The following is a 21,772-nucleotide window of genomic DNA, read 5'->3' on the forward strand; positions in this document are numbered from 1 at the left end:
AACAATGAAAGGAACATTAACTATGAAATATTTCAACATTCCCGCAGATTTCAAAATGGAAACTATTGATAAGTATGATGAATTAAACCAGCAATACAGTGACTCCAAAGTAATTGAAACCTATGGACAGATTACTTTGGGTAACAGAATCGGCTCCGGAAGGGCTTATGATTTGATCCCCAAACTGGATATTACGGGTCTCCAGAAGTACATTGATTACTCGGCTCAAAAAAATATTGGCTTTAACTATACAATGAATACCACTTGTATGGGCAATAAGGAATTTACCAAGCAAGGGATAAATGAAATTCTGGGGTTCCTGGATGAACTGTATGCAGCAGGTGTCCGTTCATTAACGGTCACTTTGCCTTCCATGATTGAGATTATTCGGCTGAAGAATTACGATTTCGAAATCAAGGCCTCAACCGTTTGTCAAATCATTAATGCTAATAAAGCGTTGGCTTATAAAAATTTGGGTGTTGATAAGATTGTAATCGATGAATCAATCAACCGGGATTTTGAGATGCTGAAGCGAATACGAAACGCATTTGGCGAGAAAGTTGAAGTCATCACCAATGTAATATGCCATAAAAACTGTATATATGAAATGTTTCACCATAATCAGACTTCCCATGACGACGGTATTCGATCTGGTGATTCCAGTGCGACCTATTACTCTCACCGCTGTATGATGAAACGCTCGGAGAACTTCGCCAACATCATGAAGCTGGCCTGGATCAGACCCGAGGACCTAAAATATTACACCGGAATAGGTATAAATTATTTTAAGCTGCAGGGAAGACAAGCGATTCTTAAGGGGGATCCGGTCCGGGCGACCAAATGTTATTTTGAGGAGTCATTTGACGGTAACTTGATGGACCTACTGGACATGTTTTCACCAACGAACTCGTTCAATGTCTATATTGATAATAAAAAGTTAGACGGCTTCCTGAAGCCTTTTTATGAGAAGCAAAATTTTTGCAATAATGACTGTACCTCTTGCCGATACTGCGAATCCTACGCCAGAAGGCATACAGAGTATGAAAAAGTACAAGAGATGTTTGATTTGGCTACAGATTTTTATCAGGAATTCGATCAATTCACTAATATGGTAAAGGAATCCAGTCATGCGGCTACTCCCGCAAAGCCAAAAAAAGATAACGCTGAGCTCAACAAAATCGCCGAATTGAATTTCGAGTTTTAATACGGTATACGACGGAGGAACTATATGTATACAGGGATGATAAGTACGTTAGAAGAATTCAAAGAGTCCAGAAATTATTGGATGGATAAGCTGGGAAGTGAATTTGACAATACGGAATTTCCTGCCGACTTCAGCCCTGAAGCCGCAGGAGCTAAAACTATTTTCCATTTCTCGTTCGATCAGGAGATGTCCGCAAGCCTGTTGAATATGTCCAAAGACCAGGACGTGCTTCTATATATCATGTTAACAGCTGCATTTAAGATTCTGCTCAACAAGCTGACGAACGAAGAGAATATCATAGTGTGTTCTCCGATTTTTAACACATCAGCTGCAGTTAACCCTTCATTTAAAGGTATCTTGCTCAAAGAGCGGATCGTCAGAGCGATGAGCTGCAAGGAGTTTTTGCTCAATGTAAGAAATACCGTTATTGAAGGTTATAAGAATCAGCATTACCCGATAGAGCAACTCCTTGAAGGTGAGGAACGCCGGCAAGCTGCATTTTCCAGAACCATTATACTTCTAGAAAGCATACATGGTTCCACACAGCCGGAGAGCCTAATAAATAATATAGATAACAACGTTACTTTTGCATTTCATAAGAATGATGAGCTTATTGGTGGGAAGATTATTTATCCGTCCGGTATGTACTTGGAAAAGACTATTGGCACCTTCTGCGATTGTTATACGTTCCTGCTGAAACAGATGCTCGCCAACATCAATGCTCCAATCAGAGACTTAGAGCTGGTTGCGGAGGCAGACCGGGACAAGCTATTGCATACATTCAACAATACCGAACGGACTTACCCGTACAATAAACCGTTAAGCCAATTGTTTGAAGAACAGGTGCTGCTGAATCCGGACCGAACCGCTGTCGTATTTGATGGCCAACAATTGACCTACAGTCAACTCAATGAACGGTCTAATCAATTGGCTGCTCTACTGATTGACCTAGGAGTAACGGATAGAGATATAGTGGCTATACAAGCCGAATATTCCCTAGAGATGGTTGTTAGCATTTGGGGGGTTCTGAAAGTCGGAGCCGCATACCTGCCGATCGACCCCAAATATCCTCAAGAGCGAATTCGTTATATGCTTGAGGACAGCAAGGCCAAGTACCTGCTTGCCCAAAGCGAATTCATAAGCACCAGTCCAATTACCGCCATTGATTTGAACGATGAAGTGCTGTTTGTCAACAAACCAGTCCACAATCCGGGGACTTTGGTAAAAGCCGAGAATGCCGCATGCATGATTTATACTTCTGGATCAACAGGATTGCCAAAGGGTGTCGTAATCCGACATAACAGCCTTGTGAATTTTATTGACTGGCGGATTCAGGAATATCGCTTTACAGCTGCTGACGTCATTATGCAACTGCTCTCTTTTTCTTTTGACGGATTCGGAACGAATTTCTATTCCAGTTTGCTTTCAGGGGGGTGTCTAATCCTTCCTGCCGGTAACCGCTGGGGTGATTTCAACTATATTGCGCAGTTGATGAAAGATAATAGGGTAACCAGCATGAGTGTTGTTCCGGTGATGTATGAGGCGATTTTGAACCATGCAGAGAAAAGTCAATTGGAATCGCTTAGGCTGGTTGTTCTTGCCGGTGATAAGTGTAATTCTGAGCTTATCGCCATGAGTGAACAGCAAGCAGGTCATATCTTACTTGTTAATGAATATGGCCCCACAGAAAATACCATAACAACCACAGCGCAAGTTGGGATGCAGGCGGACCAACCGAATATTATTGGCTATCCAATCGCTAACCAGAGCATATATATCATCAATCAAGACAATAATCTCATGCCTGTCGGCATTAAAGGAGAGCTGTGCGTCTCCGGTGCGGGACTGGCAAGTGAATATTGGAACAATCCGGAGTTAACTATTGAGAAATTCATTCAAAATCCGTTTGTTCCCGGTGAACGAATGTACCGGACCGGTGATATTGCCAAGAGGCTTCCAGACGGAAACGTTGAGTTTCTGGGGAGGGCGGACTATCAGGTCAAAATCAGAGGGTACCGCATCGAGCTTGTAGAGGTCGAGAGGGCAATAATGAATACGAATCTGTTAAGGGAAGCAATTGTCATGGAGAGGGAGGATCTCGCCGGAAAGCAATATTTATGCGCATATATTTTGGCTTCCGAACCGATTGATCTGGATGTTCTTAATGAATTGCTGCTGCAGAAATTGCCGAATTATATGATTCCGACGCGATACATCCAATTGGACAGCCTGCCTTTGACTCCGAACGGCAAAATCCATAGAAAGGCTCTGCCCGATCCGTATATGCTTCCAGGGCAATCTGCCGAATATGTTCAGCCTACCCATTATATTGAACATGAAATAGTAGCTATTTGGGCCAACGTCTTAGGAATTGATCAGGATAAAATCGGGATTAATAATAGTTTTTTTCACTTGGGTGGAAACTCCTTGCTGCTAATGCAGGTACACCATGCTATTGATCGGCTGTATCCGGATACAGTATCCATTCCTGAGCTGTTTGTTTACCACACTGTTTCCAAGCTTGCACTGTTTATTGAGGATAAGCAGAGTCAGAATACCGGACAATTCATGCTTGATGGCGTAAAGCTGCCCGAGGATTATTTCCATGTTGAGCCGATAGGGCGCTTAAATGACCGCATTTATTTTGAGGTGCCAGCAGACGTATTCTGCAAAATCAAGCATATAGAGCATGCTACCCCAGAGAATATATTGATTTTCGCCTATGCTTATCTGCTGATGAAGCTGTCTGATACCTCAACTGTGTGCCTGCAAGCGATAACCGGCAGTAAAAATGTAATTCGAAAGGTAACGCTGGATTTCCGGGAGCAGAATGATTTTACAACATTGTTCAGCATGATGGACCGTCAAATCGCTGCGGATGAATCAGCAGGGCTACGGGTTTCGAAACTGGCCCGCAGTAAAGTTGTTCAACAGGTATATACCGTTCTTCCGTTGTTTTACACCAAGCATTCCGTTAATAGGAGCAACACTCTGCACGAATTCTTTGATTTGCTGTTGGAGTTGAATCTGCTTGATGACAGTGCGCAGTTTGCCTGTGAATACAATTCCGCTCTGCTCAAGGATGACAAAGCAGAGGAGATCGTTCACATGTATCTTAAGCTTCTTGAATTAATGGCAGCGCAATTTAGCTGATTGGCTGGCGCAAAATCGGCTCTATGAGGTGAACGTATGACCAAGGGATTGGTAGACTTATTTTCGCTCAATGAAATGAAATCAGCTTCGAAAAATAATATTAAAAAAGCCTCTAATCAGGATATTGCAGTAATCGGCATGTCGGCTAAACTGCCCGTAGTCGACGATCTTGAGGATTTCTGGAACAGCCTTGCTGCGGGGAACGATTTCATTAGGGAAATACCTGAGCAGAGAAGGAAAGATGCGGAGAGTTATCTGAATTTTATCGGCAAGGAGAGCGATGCGGAACGATTCGAAGAAGCGGCTTATTTGCAGGAAATTGATAAATTCGATTACGCTTTTTTTGGGCTTTCGCCAAATGAAGCTGCGTTGATGGACCCGAATCAGCGTCTTTTTCTGGAAACGGCTTATCAGGCAATTGATGATGCCGGCTATGGCGGGGAACAAATCAGGGGAACGCGAACAGCAGTATTCGTTGCTTTCTCGAACGAAAGCGAGTACCGGAGAATTATTAACGATACGGCACCTGATTTATATCCGATTGCAGTAACAGGCAATTTGCCACCGATCATTGCAAGCAGAGTTTCCTATCTCCTCGACCTAAAAGGGCCTAGTATGATTATCAATACCGCATGCTCTTCATCACTTGTGGCTTTGCATCTTGGCTGTCAGGCACTAAAGAATGGCGAGTGCAGCATGGCTATCATCGGCGGTGTACAAGTGCACATGTTGCCGGTTAGACAAGTACAGATTGGAATTGAGTCTCCGGATCGCCGGGCCAGATCTTTTGATGACAGTTCTAATGGAACAGGCGGAGGTGAGGGCGTCATTGCAGTAATGCTTAAGCCTTTGGACAAAGCACTTCAGGACGATGATCATATTTATGCCGTCATTAAAGGAAGCGCTTATAACCAGGATGGGGCCACGATGGGTATATCTGCTCCAAATCCCGCCGCACAGGAGGATGTCATCGTCCAGGCTTGGCAGAACGCCGGCATTGATGCTTCCACGATCAGTTATATCGAGGCACATGGGACAGGGACAAAGTTGGGGGACCCCATCGAGATTGAGGGTATTCAACGGGCGTTCGAACGCTATACGGACAAGAAGCAATTTTGTGCCATTGGCTCGGTGAAATCCAACATCGGACATCTGGATGCTTCTGCGGGCTTGGTCGGTTTTCTGAAGGCTGTTCTGGCGCTGAAGCATAGACAAATTCCGCCTACCCTGCACTTTGAAAGGCCGAACAGAGCAATTCCATTTTTCAACTCGCCAGTTTACATCAATAGCAAGTTACGGAAATGGAAGCAAAACGGCGGAATTCCCAGAAGATGTGGAGTTAGTTCCTTTGGTTTTAGCGGAACAAATTGTCATGTTGTGCTTGAAGAAGTCATACAACGTGAGCCATTTTCGTCAGTTTCATCAAGCTGCTCGCATGTATTGGTACTTTCGGCAAAATCAGAAACTGTTCTGCACTCGTTAATTGAACACTACGCCGTATGGAATACTGAAGGGCTTGCTGTTGACGACATCTGTTATACCGCAGCGATTGGCAGAGGTCATTATAAATGCCGATTGGCACTAATGTTCCAGAATCATGAAGACCTTAAGCAGAAACTGAATGAACTGCTAACGCAAGGCACCGGGAACTACAGCGGTCAGGGTATATTCTTTAAAAGATGTGCCCCTAGCGATGCTGACAAAATTAAGCGGGCAGATGCTCCAAAAAGCCGAAAAAAGGAAAATCAGCAATCGACTGAAATTCTCCTCTCACTATTGCGTTCGGAAGGAGATATTGTTGAAGCTTTGTTGATCCGAATATGTGAACTGTATATCAAGGGCGCAGACATTGAATGGAGCGATTTATACAGATTTAAGAGCAGAAGAAGAGTAAGCTTGCCGGGGTATCCTTTTGAAAGAACAAGATGTTGGGTGAATATTCCGAGTAAGCAAGAACAGCAAATGAATGAATGTTTCTTCACTCAGGACTGGATTGCCAAAGAACTGAAGTCTCCGGCTGATCCTGTTAAGAAAGGGACTTTTCTGGTTATTGGCAATTCACAGCAGGGGCGGGCAATTAGTACTGAGCTTCGAAACAGAGGCCATGGAGTAATTGAAACTGACACTGTCGAGGATGAGTTCATTAGTTTTACGCCGTTTCAGAATACTGGCATCAAGGATTTTACCAATGTGATCTTCGCACTCGACCATGGCTACTCCCCATCTTCGAGCATTGAAGCCCGACTGGAGAAAGAATTATATACCTGCTTTAGGGTGATCAAGCAGATTTCTGCTTCTTCCTTGGAAGCATTAGATATTGTAATTGTAACCCGATACGCGAACAAAGTGGATGGCAGTGAAACTGCTGTGTTCCCTGAATCGGCGGCTGTATCTGGATTGGGCAAAGTCATAAATGTTGAAGATTACCGTCTGAAATGTCGAAGCATTGATATCGATGATTTTACAGACCCGAAGAATACAGCGTCGGAGATTGAAGCAGGGTATCAAGACTACCAAGTGGCTTACCGAGGCGGGCAAAGGTATATTCAGCAACTGAACAATTTGCGGCTGGAGGATTCTCTGAATCGGGAAATAGAGATCCGAGAAAAGGGGGTCTATCTTATCGCTGGCGGTATGGGAGGAATTGGTTTGGAAATCGCCAAGTATTTTGCCTCCATTGCCTGTACGAAGCTCATTCTGATGAACCGCACCGTGTATCCCGACAGGGAGCAATGGGAAGAGATAATCCGGTGTAATCAGCAACCTGAACTTGCAGGCAAGCTGAAGACGGTTCTCGAAATCGAAAAAAGCGGAAGCACTGTGAATATCTGCAGTGTGGACATTACGCAAAGAGAACAACTGCACATAGCGATATCTGATATCAGATCAATGTATGGGAGCATTAGCGGCGTGGTCCACTGTGCCGCAATCGGTGTCGGAAGCCAGGGGGAACTTCTTAAAAATGATGATTTTGATACTTTTAGGCTTGTCCTTTCTCCCAAAATTCATGGAACCTTTTGGCTTGACGAAGAGACCCGGATGGATGATCCCGATTTTTTTGCGGCGTTCTCTTCGCCAATTACGGTTACTGGAGCTATAGGTTCAGGAGGTTATACTGCTGCAAATGCTTTTCTTGACTCTTTTGCGGCCTATAGAAGCTTTTGGGCGAAAAACACAGTCATTATGAGTTGGGCACCATGGATTCAGACTTTGGCGTCTTCAAATTCCGAATATGCAAGCGGCACTCACTTGTTCAATCCGCTGTCTACAGATGAAATTACCGGAGCCTTTAATTATCTGCTGCGCAAAAAAGCGGATTATGCGATTGTTGGACAGATTAACCGGACCGGAGATATTTTCGGCCTTGAGGGGGTATTACCTTTCCGGCTGTCAGAGAATGTTCGCAGAATGGTTGCCGGGGACAAAGCTGTGAAGCCCGCAGAATCGCAGTCTTCCATCAAGAATGGAATCATTTTGAAAGGGGAAGTAATCAACAGGTATTCCGAGTCGGAAAAAACGGTTGCCGCGGTCTGGGGGCAGGTGTTCGGATACAACGAGCTGTCTGTCAATGATAATTTTTATGAGCTTGGCGGAAACTCCATTATCGCAATGAAGGTTATCAACAATATCAATCAGGTTATGGGGCTCAATCTGAATGTTTCACATCTATTGTCCAATCTGACTATCCGGCTGCTGGCAGCTTTAATTGATGCTGGAATTTCCGACGCACATAACCATACTCCAATCGTCATCAAAAAGTATGAGGACAGAGATTACTATCCAGTCTCTATGGCTCAAGAGCGAATGTTCTTGCTGAGCGAAAAAAAAGAGCATGATATCAGCTGGAATATGTCGTGGATTTATCAGATCAATGGAAGACTGGACTTCGCTAAACTTGAGACTGCTTTTCATAAATTAATCGAAAGGCATGATATCTTAAGGACCTCTTTTGAATTGATGGATGGAAAATTGGTGCAGAGAGTCCATCAAATGTTGGAGTTCCATATTCAGACGTTGCCGCAAGATTCGGGCTCTATTGAAGAAATTGCGAAGCGATTTTTCAGACCCTTTAATTTTACGCAAGCGCCTCTAATGAGAGTTGGAGTGATTGAGGTAAATGAGAATGAAAGTTGCTTGCTTCTTGATATCCACCACATCATTGCCGATGCAGCGTCAATGCATATGCTAATCCGGGAAGTGGTTTCCTTTTATAAAGATATAAATATTCCTCGCTTGCCTATTCAATATAAGGATTATGCCATCTGGCAAGAAGAGTGCAAAGCTTCCGGAGAGCTTGTAAATCAACGGGAGTACTGGATTAGCAAATTTGCTGATATCAATGCACTCAAGGTTTTACCTCCCGATTTTTCGGGAGTGGAGAATGGAAGTGTCAGCGGCAGCAGGCTTGGATTTGGACTCACCGAAGACCTTGTCGGCAAGCTCCGGCAATTGGCCTTGGCGACTGACACAAGTCTGTTTCTGGTCTTGCTTTCTGCATTTTATGTGCTGATCTGGAAGTTTTCATCCGGGGAGGACATCACCATTGGGGTGCCGATTGCGAACAGAAACCATGCGCTGCTTGAAGGCTTGATTGGAATGTTTGTAAACACTATTGCTCTACGCACGACCCCAGCAGGGGAGAAGTCGTTCAAAGAATTTTTGGCTGAAGCCAAGGCTGAATTTCTTGAATCCTCACAACATAGCGATTATCCGCTGTTGGAATTGGTGCATGAGTTAGGTATAGAAACAACACACGATAGAAATCCGTTGTTTGATATTTCTTTTGTCATGCAGAATACAGGCAATGAGGAAATTAACCTTGGTAATGATCTGCACTTTATTCCTTACGAGCTTGAACATTCGTTAGCCCGGAACACATTGCTCCTCGAAGTGATCGATAACGGCGATAAATTGGCCTGCTGGTTTGAATACCGCACTGGGCTGTTCCGGCAGGAGACAATAGAACAACTGAAGATGCACTTTATGCGAATACTGAATGAAATTGTCCGTGATTCCGCGGTGAGATTAAAGGATATTGAAACGGTTTCCTTCGGGGAACAAATGTTGATTATTGAAGACTTCAACGAAGTACTGTAAGTCCAAAAATTAATGCAATGGAATATGGAGGAAATGATGGAACGCAGAACCTTTCAACTTCCCAAGTGGCAATACGACGAGTTGCAGCAAATCGGCATTGATTTTGGAAGTGATCAGGAAGTAGAGACATATGATTCCTACATGAATAATATCAGAAGCATTGAACAGGAAATCAGGCAGGCGCTGGAGAGTATTAATTTACAAAGTGACCATACGCTTCTCGAGATAGGCACTGGAACTGCAGAATTGGCAATTGCGGCTGCCCGCCAGTGCAACAAAGTCATTGCTATTGATATTTCAAGTTCCATGCTTGATTACGCCAAGCGTAAAGCAAAAAGATTGGGCGTTCATAATATTGAGTTTTACCTAGGCGGATTTCTGTCTTTCGCAGGAGCGGGTCGGTCGCTTGACGCTGTAGTTACGCAAAATGCCCTGCATCACCTTCCGGATACCTGGAAAATGATAGCTCTGACACGGATATACGACATGCTGAAAACCGGAGGCAAGTTCTATCTTAAAGATGTTATCTATTCATTTGATATCCAAAATTACAATGTGTTTTTCTCCAACCTAGTGGATGCCCATAAGTATTTCCACGGCGATAAAGCTGAGGAGATCGCTCTTTCCTTTATTAAGGAAGAATATCCCACACTGGACTGGATAATGGATGGGATGTTACGGAGAGCAGGGTTTGCGATTGAGAGTGTGGAGCATTTTGAAGGCTTTACCTCAACATTCGTATGCGTGAAAAAGTAGAGCCTGCCGACTTATAAGATTAAACAGGAATTTTTGTGGGAGGGTTAGGATTATGCAGAATACGCTGCAGCATCAATTCAGAGAAACTGTGGGGAAATATGCAGAGAAAATCGCTATTGAATACGGCGAATATACCGTCTCCTACCGGGAACTGGACTACAAGTCGGATCAGATAGCATGTTCGTTGGCCCGGAATGGAGTGCAAAAAAAGGCGCATGTCGGGGTGCTTGCTTCTAGCCGCATAAATCTGATTTATGCCATGCTTGGAATTTTGAAAGCCGGAGCTGTATTTGTCCCACTCGATGGCTCCTACCCCGCAAGCAGGCTAACTGCAATGCTTGCAGCCAGTGGAACCAGTCTGCTGCTCGTTGACAACGATATATGCGGAAATCAGCTGGAAGATATCCGGCGGAACCATTTCGGTATGAAGACGTTCAGCATCGAAGAGATATTTGCAGTAGAACCAGCACATGACGGATTCTCTAACGTGGCCGAAATCTCGCCGGAGGATCATGTATATATTTATTTTACCTCTGGCACCACAGGGCAACCCAAGGCAATCGTCGGCATCAATAACAGCCTACTGCATTTCATAAACTGGGAAATCAAGGCTTTCCAGATTCCCGACAATATAAAGGTTAGCCAACTGACGCCACCCTGCCATGATCCTTTTCTGCGGGATGTGTTTGTACCTTTATTAACTGGAGGGACGCTTTGTATTCCGCCAAGCAAAGTGTTCATCTTATCAGATACAGCTTTGGTCGAATGGATTGAAGCAAACGGCATCTATCTCGTACATTGTACACCCAGCCTCTTTCGGATCATGAATTCCAAAGAACTTACTTCAGAACATTTCAGTCGTTTGCATCATGTCGCTCTGGCAGGCGAGCGAATTAAGCCCAGGGATCTCAAGAACTGGTATGAGATATTTGGCAGCAGAATACAACTGGTCAATCTCTACGGACCAACAGAGACAACCTTGGCGAAGCTCTATTATTTGATTAATCCCGAAGATACAGAGAGAGCTTCAATCCCAATCGGCAAACCGATAGACGGTTGCAGGGCTATCATTTTGAACAGTGATATGAAAGTATGCAGTCCCGGCGAAAGCGGTCAAATCGTTATCCGTACCCCCTTCAGAACAGCTGGTTACTACAATGAACCCGATTTGACTGCCAAAACCTTCGTCCCTAATCCATTCAGTAATCAAGCAAATGATATTGTTTATAAGACGGGTGATCTAGGCCGACTATTGGAAGATGGTAATATTGAGTTCCTGGGAAGAGTGGATCGGCAGGTGAAAATCCGTGGCTTTCGGGTTGAACTGGATGAAATTGAGAATGAAATGCTTAAATTCCCGGGAATTCGTGAGTGTGTCGTCAATATTAAGGAAAGTTCAAGCCGAGAACAGGAAATAATGACTGCTTTTTACACATCTCCACGTCCGCTAGAGGAACAGGAAATTAGGGGATTCCTTGAAACTAAGTTTCAGGATTATATGGTCCCCTCTTATTTGATTCAGCTGGATTCAATTCCTTTGACTGCGAATAACAAGGTAGACTATGCTAAGCTGCCCCATCCGGAACGGTTCAGCTTCAGCTATCTCGCTCCGCAGAATGATATTGAAGTGAGACTGGAACGAATCTGGTGTCAAATCCTACATGCCGACCGGATTGGTCTGAATCGAAATTTTCTGAAGATCGGTGGCACTTCTCTGGATTTAATGACTTTAATTTCTAAAATATATCAGGAATTCGGTGTGAATGTGCCGCTGGGCGAAATTTTCAGAGGAGCAACTATTGAGAAGATTGCCTGCAGTATTGCGTATTTACTGGGGGAAGAGGATGAAAGGAACGGAATCTTCATAGAACCAACTGTCGGTAAAAAGGAGTTTTACCCGTTATCCTCGGTCCAGTCGAGAATGTACACGCTTAGTTTTATAAAAGATATCGGTACGGGTTACAATGTGTCAAGCGCTTTCGTGGTAGATGGAGAGTTTAATACATGGAAGGCCGAACAGGCAATTACGGCCATAACCGAAAGACATGAGGCGCTAAGAACCACGTTCCACCTGGTGAATAACAAGCCCATGCAGAAGATCCATGAACATATTGATATTCATATAGGTAGGGTTGAACTGGGCCACAGTACGCCGGAAGCGCTGGTTCAAAGTATGGTACAACCCTTTAACTTGGAACAACTCCCTTTATTTCGAATTTCACTTATCAACTTGTCCAGCAACAAAAAAATAATCTTTTTTGATATTCATCATATTATCTCGGATGAAGCTTCTATTGATAACTTTATTCATGAATTTACCCTTCTGTATAACGATGAGCGCAAAGCACTTCCCCAATTGTCGATTCAGTACAAGGATTATTCATATTGGCAAGAGGAACAGGCAAATTCGGCAATGACAAAAAAACAGGAGCAATTCTGGCTGGAGTATTTGAAAGGGAGCGTATCCAAACTGCATCTTCAACTGGATAAAACCGCAACCAAGAACCGGAGGTTCCATGGCAGCAATGTATATTTCGATCTCGACGAATCCTTGACCAGTCAACTAAAGAGGATGGCAGAGCAGCATGAATGCACTTTATTTATGGTCCTGATGGCCCTTTATAATGTGCTTTTGGCCAAGTATACGGGCCAGACGGATATCGTTGTAGGAACGCCAGTCCTGGGAAGAACCCATGGCGAGCTGGAGCACTTAGTCGGCGCTTTTATCAATACGCTTGCATTGCGGAGTTTTCCTGGAGAAGAGCTCAGGTTTGTCGAATTTCTGAAGCAAGTGAAAACCCACTCAATACAGATTTTTGAACATCAGGAGTATCCTTTTGAGAAAGTCGTAGACCAACTGGGTACCGGCAGAGGACTTAACCGGAATCCGGTTTTCAGCACTTTGTTTGTTTTTCAGCAGAACAAGGAAGCGGAGATCAGTTTGAAGGATGCTATGCTGACCCCCTTTCATATTGAAGGAAATACAGCGAAATTTGATATATCCCTATACACCGAAGATCGCGGAGAGCGGATCAGATGCTGGTTTGAATACAAGGTGGATCTGTTTAAACAGTACGCCGTGGAGGAAATGGCGGATGAGTTTATAAATATCGCTAATCGAGTTGCCGATTTTCCAAGTATTCATCTCAAGGAAATTGAACTGGCCAGTGTTAAGATGCCTTGATGACAGACCGTGGTGTTTACCGGAAAAATAACCAATGAAAAGAGTGCGATTCTGATGATTTATGACCATATTCTGCAGTTGTCCGGAAATACGCCGTTGATATTATTACATTCTAAAGATATTGAACACATTGATCTGTATGCAAAACTGGAATTTTACAATCCGACCGGCAGTGTTAAAGACAGGGCTGCATCCTACATCATTTCAAAAGTGATAAATACCGGAGAAATTAATCAGGATACGATGATCGTCGAATCTTCCTCCGGAAATTTCGGTATCGCCTTAGCGGCGATATGTAAGAGGAAGGGCCTAAAATTCACCTGTGTCATTGACCCGAATATAAACGAAATCAATGAAGTGCTGATCCGTAAACTGGGTGCCGAGGTTGTAAAAGTTACCGAGGTGGACGAGAACGGGGGATATCTTCTCAACCGGATCAAGAAGGTCAAGGAACTATTGGCCAACACTCCCAATTCCTACTGGGTCAACCAATACGGAAATCCCTATAATTCGGATGCCTACTACCATTTGCTGGGCGGAGAAATATGCGATGGGTTGGATGATATTGACTATGTTTTTTTGGGAGTAAGCTCCGGGGGAACCATTAGCGGCGTATCCAGACGTATCAAGGAGAAATTTCCCCATGCCAAGATTATTGCCGTTGATATTTATGGCTCCGTCATCTTTGGCGGAAAGCCCCATAAACGCTATATACCAGGGATAGGCTCCAGTATGGTGCCCTCTATATTAAGTGAAGCCATGATTGACGACGTTGTGATTGTAGATGAAGAGTCGGTCATTCAGGCATGCTACGAACTGCTGGATGAGAATATCATTTTTGCCGGAGGATCATCCGGATCTGTGTATTGCGCTGTCAAAAAATATTTCCATGATAAAAAGTTTAGTCGCAGACCGAAGGTAGTGTCTGTCTTTGCTGACAGGGGAGAGCGGTATTCTAATACCATATACAATGATTGCTGGGCAACAGAGTTTATCAATAAAAGTCATAGTTTGGTTAATTGACTTGTTGAAATTTGATTAAGGTGGGAGCGACATGATTTATCTGAACGAACATGATCTTTTAGAAATCGGAGTCGATTGGGAGCATGCAATTGCGGCAATTGAACAGGCAGTGCACTGTATCGATAAAGAGGATTATGCTCAGCCGATTAAACCTTATCTTCGGTTTAAAGATCTCAAGAACCGCATTATTGCCATGCCTGCTTATGTTGGCGGCGATATCGATCTGTGCGGCATCAAGTGGATCGCCAGCTTTCCGGACAATATTTACAAGGAAAAGCCAAGGGCGCACAGTGTGGTTGTTTTAAATGATACATCTACAGGCGAACCTGTCTCTATAATTAACACTTCATTGCTAAGTGTAATCCGTACTGCTGCAGTTAGCGGATTAATGATGAAATATTATCTCAAAGAAAGAAAGTCTGCAAAGTATAAGCTCGGTATCATAGGCTGGGGGCCAATTGGTCAATACCATCTGCGAATGTCTCTGGCTGTGCTTGGCGACAGGGCTTCGGAGATCTGGCTTTACGACATCAGACAGATTATACACCTGGAAGATGTGCCTGAAGCGTACAGGGATAAGGTGAAAATTGCCGAATCATGGAAGGAAGCGTATGGGCAGTCGGATATCCTTATAACTTGTACTGTAGCCAGTGAGTCGTATATCGATATGAAGCCCAAAGTGGGGGCTTTGCTGCTGAATGTCTCTTTAAGAGATTTCAAGACAGATGTTTATGAATATGTGAGCCATTCTATCATTGTCGACGATTGGGAAGAGGTATGCCGGGAAAATACGGATATTGAAAATTTCAGCAAATATAAGGGGCTGCGCCAGGAGGATACACGCTCAATTACAGATATCATCTGCAGAAATGGCATGGCGGAGTATCGCATGAATGACACTGTAATGTTCAACCCGATGGGAATGGCGATTTTCGATATGGCAATTGCTTCATATTATCTGGACTGTGCAGTGAAGAATGGGATTGGGCTATTGCTTGAATAGGCACCTAAAATACTCACAAAGGTCTGATGAAAATTGAAAAATAATCTAATTTTCGAGATGTTGGCCACAAGCGCCATGAAGTTCAAAGATAAGACAGCCGTCACCTACAAAAATGAAACGTATAGCTACACGGCAATGCTGGATGAGATTCATATGCTGTCCAAGCATATCCATGAATTAACCGTGACGCTGGATCATCCTGTGGGATTGTTATTTAAAAATTGCCCAGAATTCATCATTGGTTACTATGGCTTAATTAAGGAAGATATTGTGACCATGCTTATAGACCATAAGCTCAAGGGCGATGAGCTGCAGGCGCTGGTTAATGATTGCCATCTAGGAGGCTTTCTGCTGCATCGTGATGAGTTGGAGCATTTCGCGCTTAAGGACAAGTTCGATTGCGTCTTGGAATACAAAAATTTTGCCTTGTTGTACAAGACCGATCATCAATACAACCGGCCTTATAATCAAGCCGAATTGATGGCAGTGACATCCTGCAGATTCTCATCGGGTACTACCGGTGGACCTAAATGTATGATGTACGCAGAGGACAATATTATAGCTGCTGCGACCAATTGGAAGAATACTATTCATTTGAATGAGCAGGATAAAATCCTCTGCCTGGCCAATTATACGCATGGTCTGGCGTTTAACACCTCTATGCTGTCTCCGTTATCCGTTGGGGCGGAGATTCATATGCTGGACAGCCTGATGCCCCGAGCAATCGCAAAATATATCGAGCAAAAACGCATCACGAAACTTGTCGCCTTCCCGGTGCTTTATCAAATTATGGCAGAAAAAAATATGAAGGATGCATATGATCTGGCATCGCTCAGAATATGTGTCTCTTCAGGCACTGTATTGCATGCGGAAATCAAACAAAAGTTCAAAGAAAATATCGGTATCCATATCGCAGATTTGTACGGAGTAGCGGAAACAGGTCTATGCATCCTCAATAATAGCAACAAAACGGACTCGGTAGGCCAGCCATTAGCGGGTGTGGAAATAGCAATTATGGATGATCATGGCAATAAATTGCCAATTGGTGGGGAAGGGCAAATCGCTATTAAGAGCGGTTCCATGGCTAAAGGCTACTATAACGTTCCGGGACTATTTGAGAATCGGGTAACACAGGAGGGATTCTATCTCTCTGGAGATATTGCCGTGATGGATGAAAATAGCTTTGTCTTTGTGAAGGGTCGCAAACAGGATTTTGTCGATATTGCCGGCAAGAAAGTAGATCCTAAGGAAATTGAGGAGGTCCTGCTGAGGATTGAAGGAATTGATGATGTAGCTGTTTTCGGTAAAAAAAGTACTAAAACCAAACTCGAGGTATTATGTGCCGCCGTCGTTTCCAGACATGGAGTCAGTAAAGAGGATATTGTTGAGTTTATCCAGCCGCGGTTAGCTGCCTACAAAATTCCGCAGCGGATTTTATTTATGGAGCAGTTGCCCAGAAATACGTATGGAAAAGTATTGCGGAGAGTACTAATTGATAGCATGAGCGAAATTTGATTAAAACTATGATGTTAGGAGACATGCTATGAGCAGGTTGCAAGTGTCACAAAGGGTACTAGATTTGCCGCCGTATATTTTCGCAAAACTGGAGCAAATGAAAAGTGATTATATCATGAGCCATTCGGATCTTATTGATCTGGGGGTTGGTGATCCAGATTTCCAGACGCAAGAAAATATAGTGCGCATGATGAAGGAGCAATTGGATAATCCGGACAATCATCGTTACCCGAGCTTTAAAGGTGAGAAAGAGTTGAGAGAGGCTATAAGCCGGTGGTATAAAACCAATTATGAGGTAGAACTTGATCCGGAGACGGAAATTTTGGTGCTTATCGGTTCTAAAGAAGGCTTGGCGCATTTGCCCATGGCCATTCTTAACGAAGGAGATTACGCACTTGTACCCGATCCGGCTTATCCGGCTTACCTGTCGAGTATTATTCTGGCCGGAGGAATCCCGTATTTTATGCCTTTGACAAGAGGGGAGAAATATTTCCCAATTATGGAGGATATTCCGCAGGGGATAGCGTCAAAGGCCAAACTGATGTTTCTCAATTATCCCAACAATCCAACTTCCGTAATGGCGGATGAAGCTTCTTATGCAAAGGCCATCCGATTTGCCGAGAAAAATGGTACAGTTATCGCTCAGGACTTTGCCTATTCTGAGTTGGCATTTGACGGTTTGAAGCCACTCAGCTTCTTGTCCGTGAAGGGGGCGAAGAATGTGGGAGTGGAATTCCACTCTTTCTCCAAAACCTTTGCGATGACGGGCTGGAGGCTCGGTTTTGTCGTCGGGAACAGCGAAGTGCTGGCCGCACTTGCCAAGGTGAAGAGCTGTATGGATTCCGGTGTCTTTAAAGCAGTGCAGTATGCCGGTATAGAAGGATTAACTGGGCCTGCGGATGCGCTCGAAGCGATGAAAAAGGAGTATTCGGTACGCAGGGATCTGCTGGCTAAGGGACTTAATCGGTTGGGATGGGATTTCGATAATCCTGGTGCCACTTTTTATTTCTGGGTCAAGGTACCAGAGAAATACAATATGGATTCCATCCGTTTCGCCGAGTATTTGCTTGAGAAGAAAGGAATCATGGTCACTCCTGGCATCGGTTTCGGCAGCATGGGAGAAGGCTATATCCGGATAGCCATCAATCTGCCCAGTCACCAAATCGAGGAAGTATTAAAAAGGTTGGAAACGCTATGATTCTATATAACGATATACTGGGAACGGTTGGGAATACACCGATTGTCCGGATTAACAAGCTGGCGGATCATAAACGGAAGAATATTTTTGCCAAGCTAGAATTCTTCAATCCCGGCAAAAGTGTTAAGGACAGAATTGCCTTGAATATTATCAGCGAGGCAGAAGCCGAAGGGAAACTGAATAAAGACAGTATCATTCTGGAATCATCATCGGGAAATACCGGCATTGGGTTAAGTATCGTGAGCAGGGTCAAGGGTTATCCCAATATCATCGTCGTTGACAAGAATTGCCCCAATGAAAAAATCAAACTGCTCAAGGCGCTCGGAGCTACTATTGTCATGATAACAACAGAAAAGAATGACAGCGAAGATTTAACCGAAAGAAGAATTGAATTTGTCAATCAAGCCAGAGATATACTGGATCATGTGTTTGTTCCCAATCAGTATGAAAATCCGAACGCTCCTCTTGCCCACTATAAACATACCGGACAGGAAATCATTAATTTCATGGAAGAAACCGGTATATATTTCAAAGCAATATTTATTAGTGTCGGGACAGGGGGAACCATAAGCGGTATTTCCAAAAGAATCAAAGAATTCGATCCATCGATCCAGATTATCGGTGTAGAGCCCTTGGGGTCAACGTTGTTCGGTGGGGAAAAGGGACCATATTTACAGCAGGGCCCAGGAAACTATTTTCAGCCCAAAAATCTCATCTACCACGATATTGACTTAGGTATTAAAGTGTCGGATCAAGATGCTTTTAATATGTGCAGAAGATTGGCGCTGCAGGAAGGAATATTGGTCGGCGGTTCCTCCGGGGGAGTGATGCACTCTGCAATAGACATGTGCAATGAAATAGCCGGAAATGTTCTGTGCGTTCTGCCCGACGGAGGAGAGAAGTATCTGGACTCTATTTACTCTGACAAATGGCTGATGGAGAAAGGCGTTGTTGTAGAACAGCAAAATATCAATGATGTCCATATTTTGAACATTGACGGATTGACGGATTACAGCGAATTTATCCGTAAGTTAAGAGGAGTGGTGCTGAAAGATGAGGATCAAGGAACCTTATGAAAATCTATTTGGGTTTGTGCCGGAACTTACAGAAAAAAGACATCAGTTTTCTACGGAAGTAATGCCAGAAATTCTTGAAATTCACGAACTTTTCCGGGAGAAAAGCATGCATTCAGGCGAGCTTGATGAAAAGACGGGTCAAATGATTTTGTTCGCACTGTTAGCCTCGCATATGAGGGAAGGCGCACAAGTCCATGCCATATCTTCAAGAAGACTAGGAGCTACATGGAAGGAACTTCATGCGGTAGCAAATCTGGTGTTTCTATTCTCGGGATTGTCGGCGATGAATTTCGCGATACGTATCCTTTTTGACTTGAAAAGCAAGGAAGAGGCTGGCCTATGATTCTCGGAGAGCAGCGGCAGAAGGCTGTATTATTTTAAAGGGGGAGCTTACAAATGACAACGACTAAAACAGAAGTGGAAGCCAAAGTAAAGGAGATTGTTGCATCCATTGCTGATTTTGAGTTAGAGGCAACTGCAATTGATTCCGGGAAGGACGGACTGAAAAAACTCGGATTAAATTCGCTGGCTCTCATTCGAATTATGGTAGAGATCGAAAAAGAATATGAAATCGAAATGAACATTGACGAAGAGAACGATTATATTATGAACTCTGTCTGCGATTTGGCGGAGTATATCCTATCTTGGGAATCGGATAATTTGGGCCTATAAGAAGGTTGGTGTTTAGAATGAACAAAATCGGGTTTATTGGGCTTGGAAATATGGGGAGTATGCTGGTCGATCGGTTTCTCAACACCCACTGCCTGCAGCCTGAACAAATCTTAGTATCAACAAGATCGGTGTCCACGCTTGAGCTACCCGTGGAACGCTGCGCGGATAATCGGTCATTGGCGAAGCAGTGCAAGTATATTTTTATATGTGTGAAACCTCGCGAAGTGAGGGAGGTACTTGCCGAAATCAAAGCGGAAATATTGCCGGATACGCATCTGATCTCCATTGCTGCTTGCGTAACTCTGGATAATATCTGCCAGGTGATCCCTTGTAAAGCGACCAAAGTGATTCCAAGTATAACATCTGAGGTGAACGAAGGCTATTCGTTGGTGTGTCATAATCTATATGTCAGTCCGGAAGAGGCAAAGTATGTAGAATTACTTTTTTCTTCAATCAGCCAGGTTAAACTTATCGCCGAAACGGGCTTTGAATCGGGTGCCGATTTGACAAGCTGCGCTCCCGGACTGTTCGCTGCTATGCTTGAGAACTTTATTTTGGCGGGAACCAGATGCGGTGACTTTTCGCGGGAAGAGACCGAGTCAATGGTGATCCGGACGTTTTATGCCACCTTGAAATTACTGATCGAAAAGGAATTGACTCTTTCCGAGTTAATGTCCAAGGTTGCCACAAAAGGAGGAATCACGGAAGAGGGGATTAATAGTATCAACAAATATCTTCCAGGAGCCTTTGATGAAGTATTTCGGGTAACCCTGCAGAAACATGAAATGGTTAAAGAAATCTTAAGTAGAGAATATTTGACTGCAGAAGTCAGCGATGGCTAGAGAAATATAATTAACTGTCGTAGGGAGTGAGAAATGTTGGAGGCCTTACTCGATATCAAGCCATTATGGTACGAAAATAGCGACTGTTTTGAGAGTATAATTGCATCTGTCGCTGACTGGAAAGGTTATAACTATGAAATGATTTTTACGCAATCCTGGGGCTTTGGCATTGACGAGGAGAATCCTGACTATCCCGGACTACTAGGCTGGAGAATTCATTCAGGTAAGGGACGAATTGCCCCTGTTCTCCGGGAATTTCATCGTATTGAATTCGTGATGCAGCGCGCGGTCAATTTCGGAGAACTGATGAATATAATTCTTAATGAGTTGAACAAAGGGCTTCCCATAGCGATTGAAGTAGATATTTATAATTGCCCTTGGCAAAACGACTATCAAAAGATCCATAACAGCCATTTTGTTCTGGTTGTCGGAATGGATAACGCAACCTGCAGTCTGATATGTGTAGATACAATGCCTCCTAAGAACAATGTTTCACTTCCCGTAGACTTTTTACAAGACAAGCTTGTCATGTGCGGTATCTTTAATTATTTGCCCGCTGAGAGTTCACCTTTGGATGCGCGACCAGTCTTGCGGGAGGTTACCGCTAAAGTCTTGGGACATAAAGGGTATTACAACAATTTTGGGGACGAATTCGGTCCGAAGAATAATTTTGAAACCATGCGGTTATTCGCAATGTTTGTCCGGGAGAATATGAACTTGCGCGATGAAGTGTACGGATATGACCAGTCAAACTTGAATATGGCTCCTATCATCTGGCGGCTGAAAAACATCGGTTGGAACCGCAAATTGTTTACCAAATCTCTGGAATATATGAGCCGGATTACTCCGCAGCTTGATTTTTCCGGATCTATTGAACAATTGAATCACGCGGCCCTATTATGGGATTGGGTCAGCAATTTATTATGGAAATCAGCTTTATCAGGTAACTTATCCAATAATAATGTGAAAATCGCGGACAAGATTATGCAAGCCGCCGATCTCGAAGAAGAGATCGCCTACATGTTCACCGAAATGTGCTAATGAAGAAG

General features: G+C 43.8%; 14 protein-coding genes. All 14 read left to right on the forward strand.

Annotated features, from left to right (window positions below; genetic code table 11):
• The first annotated feature begins 22 nt into the window (after positions 1-22).
• From MKX51_RS05790 to MKX51_RS05855, 14 genes are read left to right on the forward strand one after another with little or no spacing between them, the layout of a single operon-like run.
• Complete coding sequence (locus tag MKX51_RS05790) at positions 23-1,204, forward strand: U32 family peptidase (protein WP_340991527.1); 1,182 nt, start codon at positions 23-25, stop codon at positions 1,202-1,204.
• A 24-nt stretch (positions 1,205-1,228) separates the two neighbouring features.
• Positions 1,229-4,357 (forward strand): non-ribosomal peptide synthetase, encoded by a 3,129-nt coding sequence (locus MKX51_RS05795; protein ID WP_340991528.1) that lies wholly within the window; start codon positions 1,229-1,231, stop codon positions 4,355-4,357.
• A gap of 36 nt (positions 4,358-4,393) precedes the next feature.
• Positions 4,394-9,454 carry a condensation domain-containing protein gene (locus MKX51_RS05800; RefSeq protein WP_340991529.1) on the forward strand — a complete coding sequence of 1,687 codons (5,061 nt, stop codon included), beginning with the start codon at positions 4,394-4,396 and terminating at the stop codon, positions 9,452-9,454.
• 36 nt (positions 9,455-9,490) lie between these two features.
• The gene (locus MKX51_RS05805) at positions 9,491-10,210 is read left to right on the forward strand and encodes a class I SAM-dependent methyltransferase (RefSeq protein WP_340991530.1); all 720 of its coding nucleotides are present in this window, start codon (positions 9,491-9,493) and stop codon (positions 10,208-10,210) included.
• 52 nt (positions 10,211-10,262) lie between these two features.
• Positions 10,263-13,394 (forward strand): amino acid adenylation domain-containing protein, encoded by a 3,132-nt coding sequence (locus MKX51_RS05810; protein WP_340991531.1) that lies wholly within the window; start codon positions 10,263-10,265, stop codon positions 13,392-13,394.
• Between the two features lie 54 nt (positions 13,395-13,448).
• Entirely contained in the window at positions 13,449-14,417 is a 969-nt protein-coding gene (gene sbnA / locus MKX51_RS05815; protein WP_340991533.1) for a 2,3-diaminopropionate biosynthesis protein SbnA, read from the forward strand.
• 31 nt (positions 14,418-14,448) lie between these two features.
• Positions 14,449-15,420: a 2,3-diaminopropionate biosynthesis protein SbnB gene (locus tag MKX51_RS05820; protein WP_340991534.1), complete on the forward strand. Its 972-nt coding sequence runs from the start codon at positions 14,449-14,451 to the stop codon at positions 15,418-15,420.
• A 33-nt stretch (positions 15,421-15,453) separates the two neighbouring features.
• Positions 15,454-16,935, forward strand: a complete 1,482-nt coding sequence (locus tag MKX51_RS05825; protein WP_340991536.1) for a class I adenylate-forming enzyme family protein — start codon at positions 15,454-15,456, stop codon at positions 16,933-16,935.
• Between the two features lie 28 nt (positions 16,936-16,963).
• The gene (locus tag MKX51_RS05830; RefSeq protein WP_340991537.1) at positions 16,964-18,133 is read left to right on the forward strand and encodes an LL-diaminopimelate aminotransferase; all 1,170 of its coding nucleotides are present in this window, start codon (positions 16,964-16,966) and stop codon (positions 18,131-18,133) included.
• Positions 18,130-19,209, forward strand: a complete 1,080-nt coding sequence (locus tag MKX51_RS05835) for a PLP-dependent cysteine synthase family protein (protein WP_340991538.1) — start codon at positions 18,130-18,132, stop codon at positions 19,207-19,209. The genes MKX51_RS05830 and MKX51_RS05835 overlap by 4 nt, the downstream gene beginning before the upstream one ends.
• A complete protein-coding gene (locus MKX51_RS05840) occupies positions 19,187-19,552 on the forward strand; it encodes a carboxymuconolactone decarboxylase family protein (RefSeq protein ID WP_340991539.1) in 366 nt (121 codons plus the stop codon). Before MKX51_RS05835 ends, MKX51_RS05840 begins: the two co-directional genes overlap by 23 nt.
• Before the next feature lie 53 nt (positions 19,553-19,605).
• Entirely contained in the window at positions 19,606-19,881 is a 276-nt protein-coding gene (locus MKX51_RS05845) for an acyl carrier protein (RefSeq protein WP_340991541.1), read from the forward strand.
• A gap of 17 nt (positions 19,882-19,898) precedes the next feature.
• Positions 19,899-20,723: a pyrroline-5-carboxylate reductase dimerization domain-containing protein gene (locus tag MKX51_RS05850; protein ID WP_340991543.1), complete on the forward strand. Its 825-nt coding sequence runs from the start codon at positions 19,899-19,901 to the stop codon at positions 20,721-20,723.
• Between the two features lie 33 nt (positions 20,724-20,756).
• Complete coding sequence (locus MKX51_RS05855; RefSeq protein WP_340991544.1) at positions 20,757-21,764, forward strand: BtrH N-terminal domain-containing protein; 1,008 nt, start codon at positions 20,757-20,759, stop codon at positions 21,762-21,764.
• Positions 21,765-21,772: the final 8 nt, after the last annotated feature.

The organism is Paenibacillus sp. FSL M7-0420 (genome assembly GCF_038002345.1).
In the GTDB taxonomy this organism is placed as follows: Bacteria; Bacillota; Bacilli; order Paenibacillales; family Paenibacillaceae; genus Paenibacillus_AQ.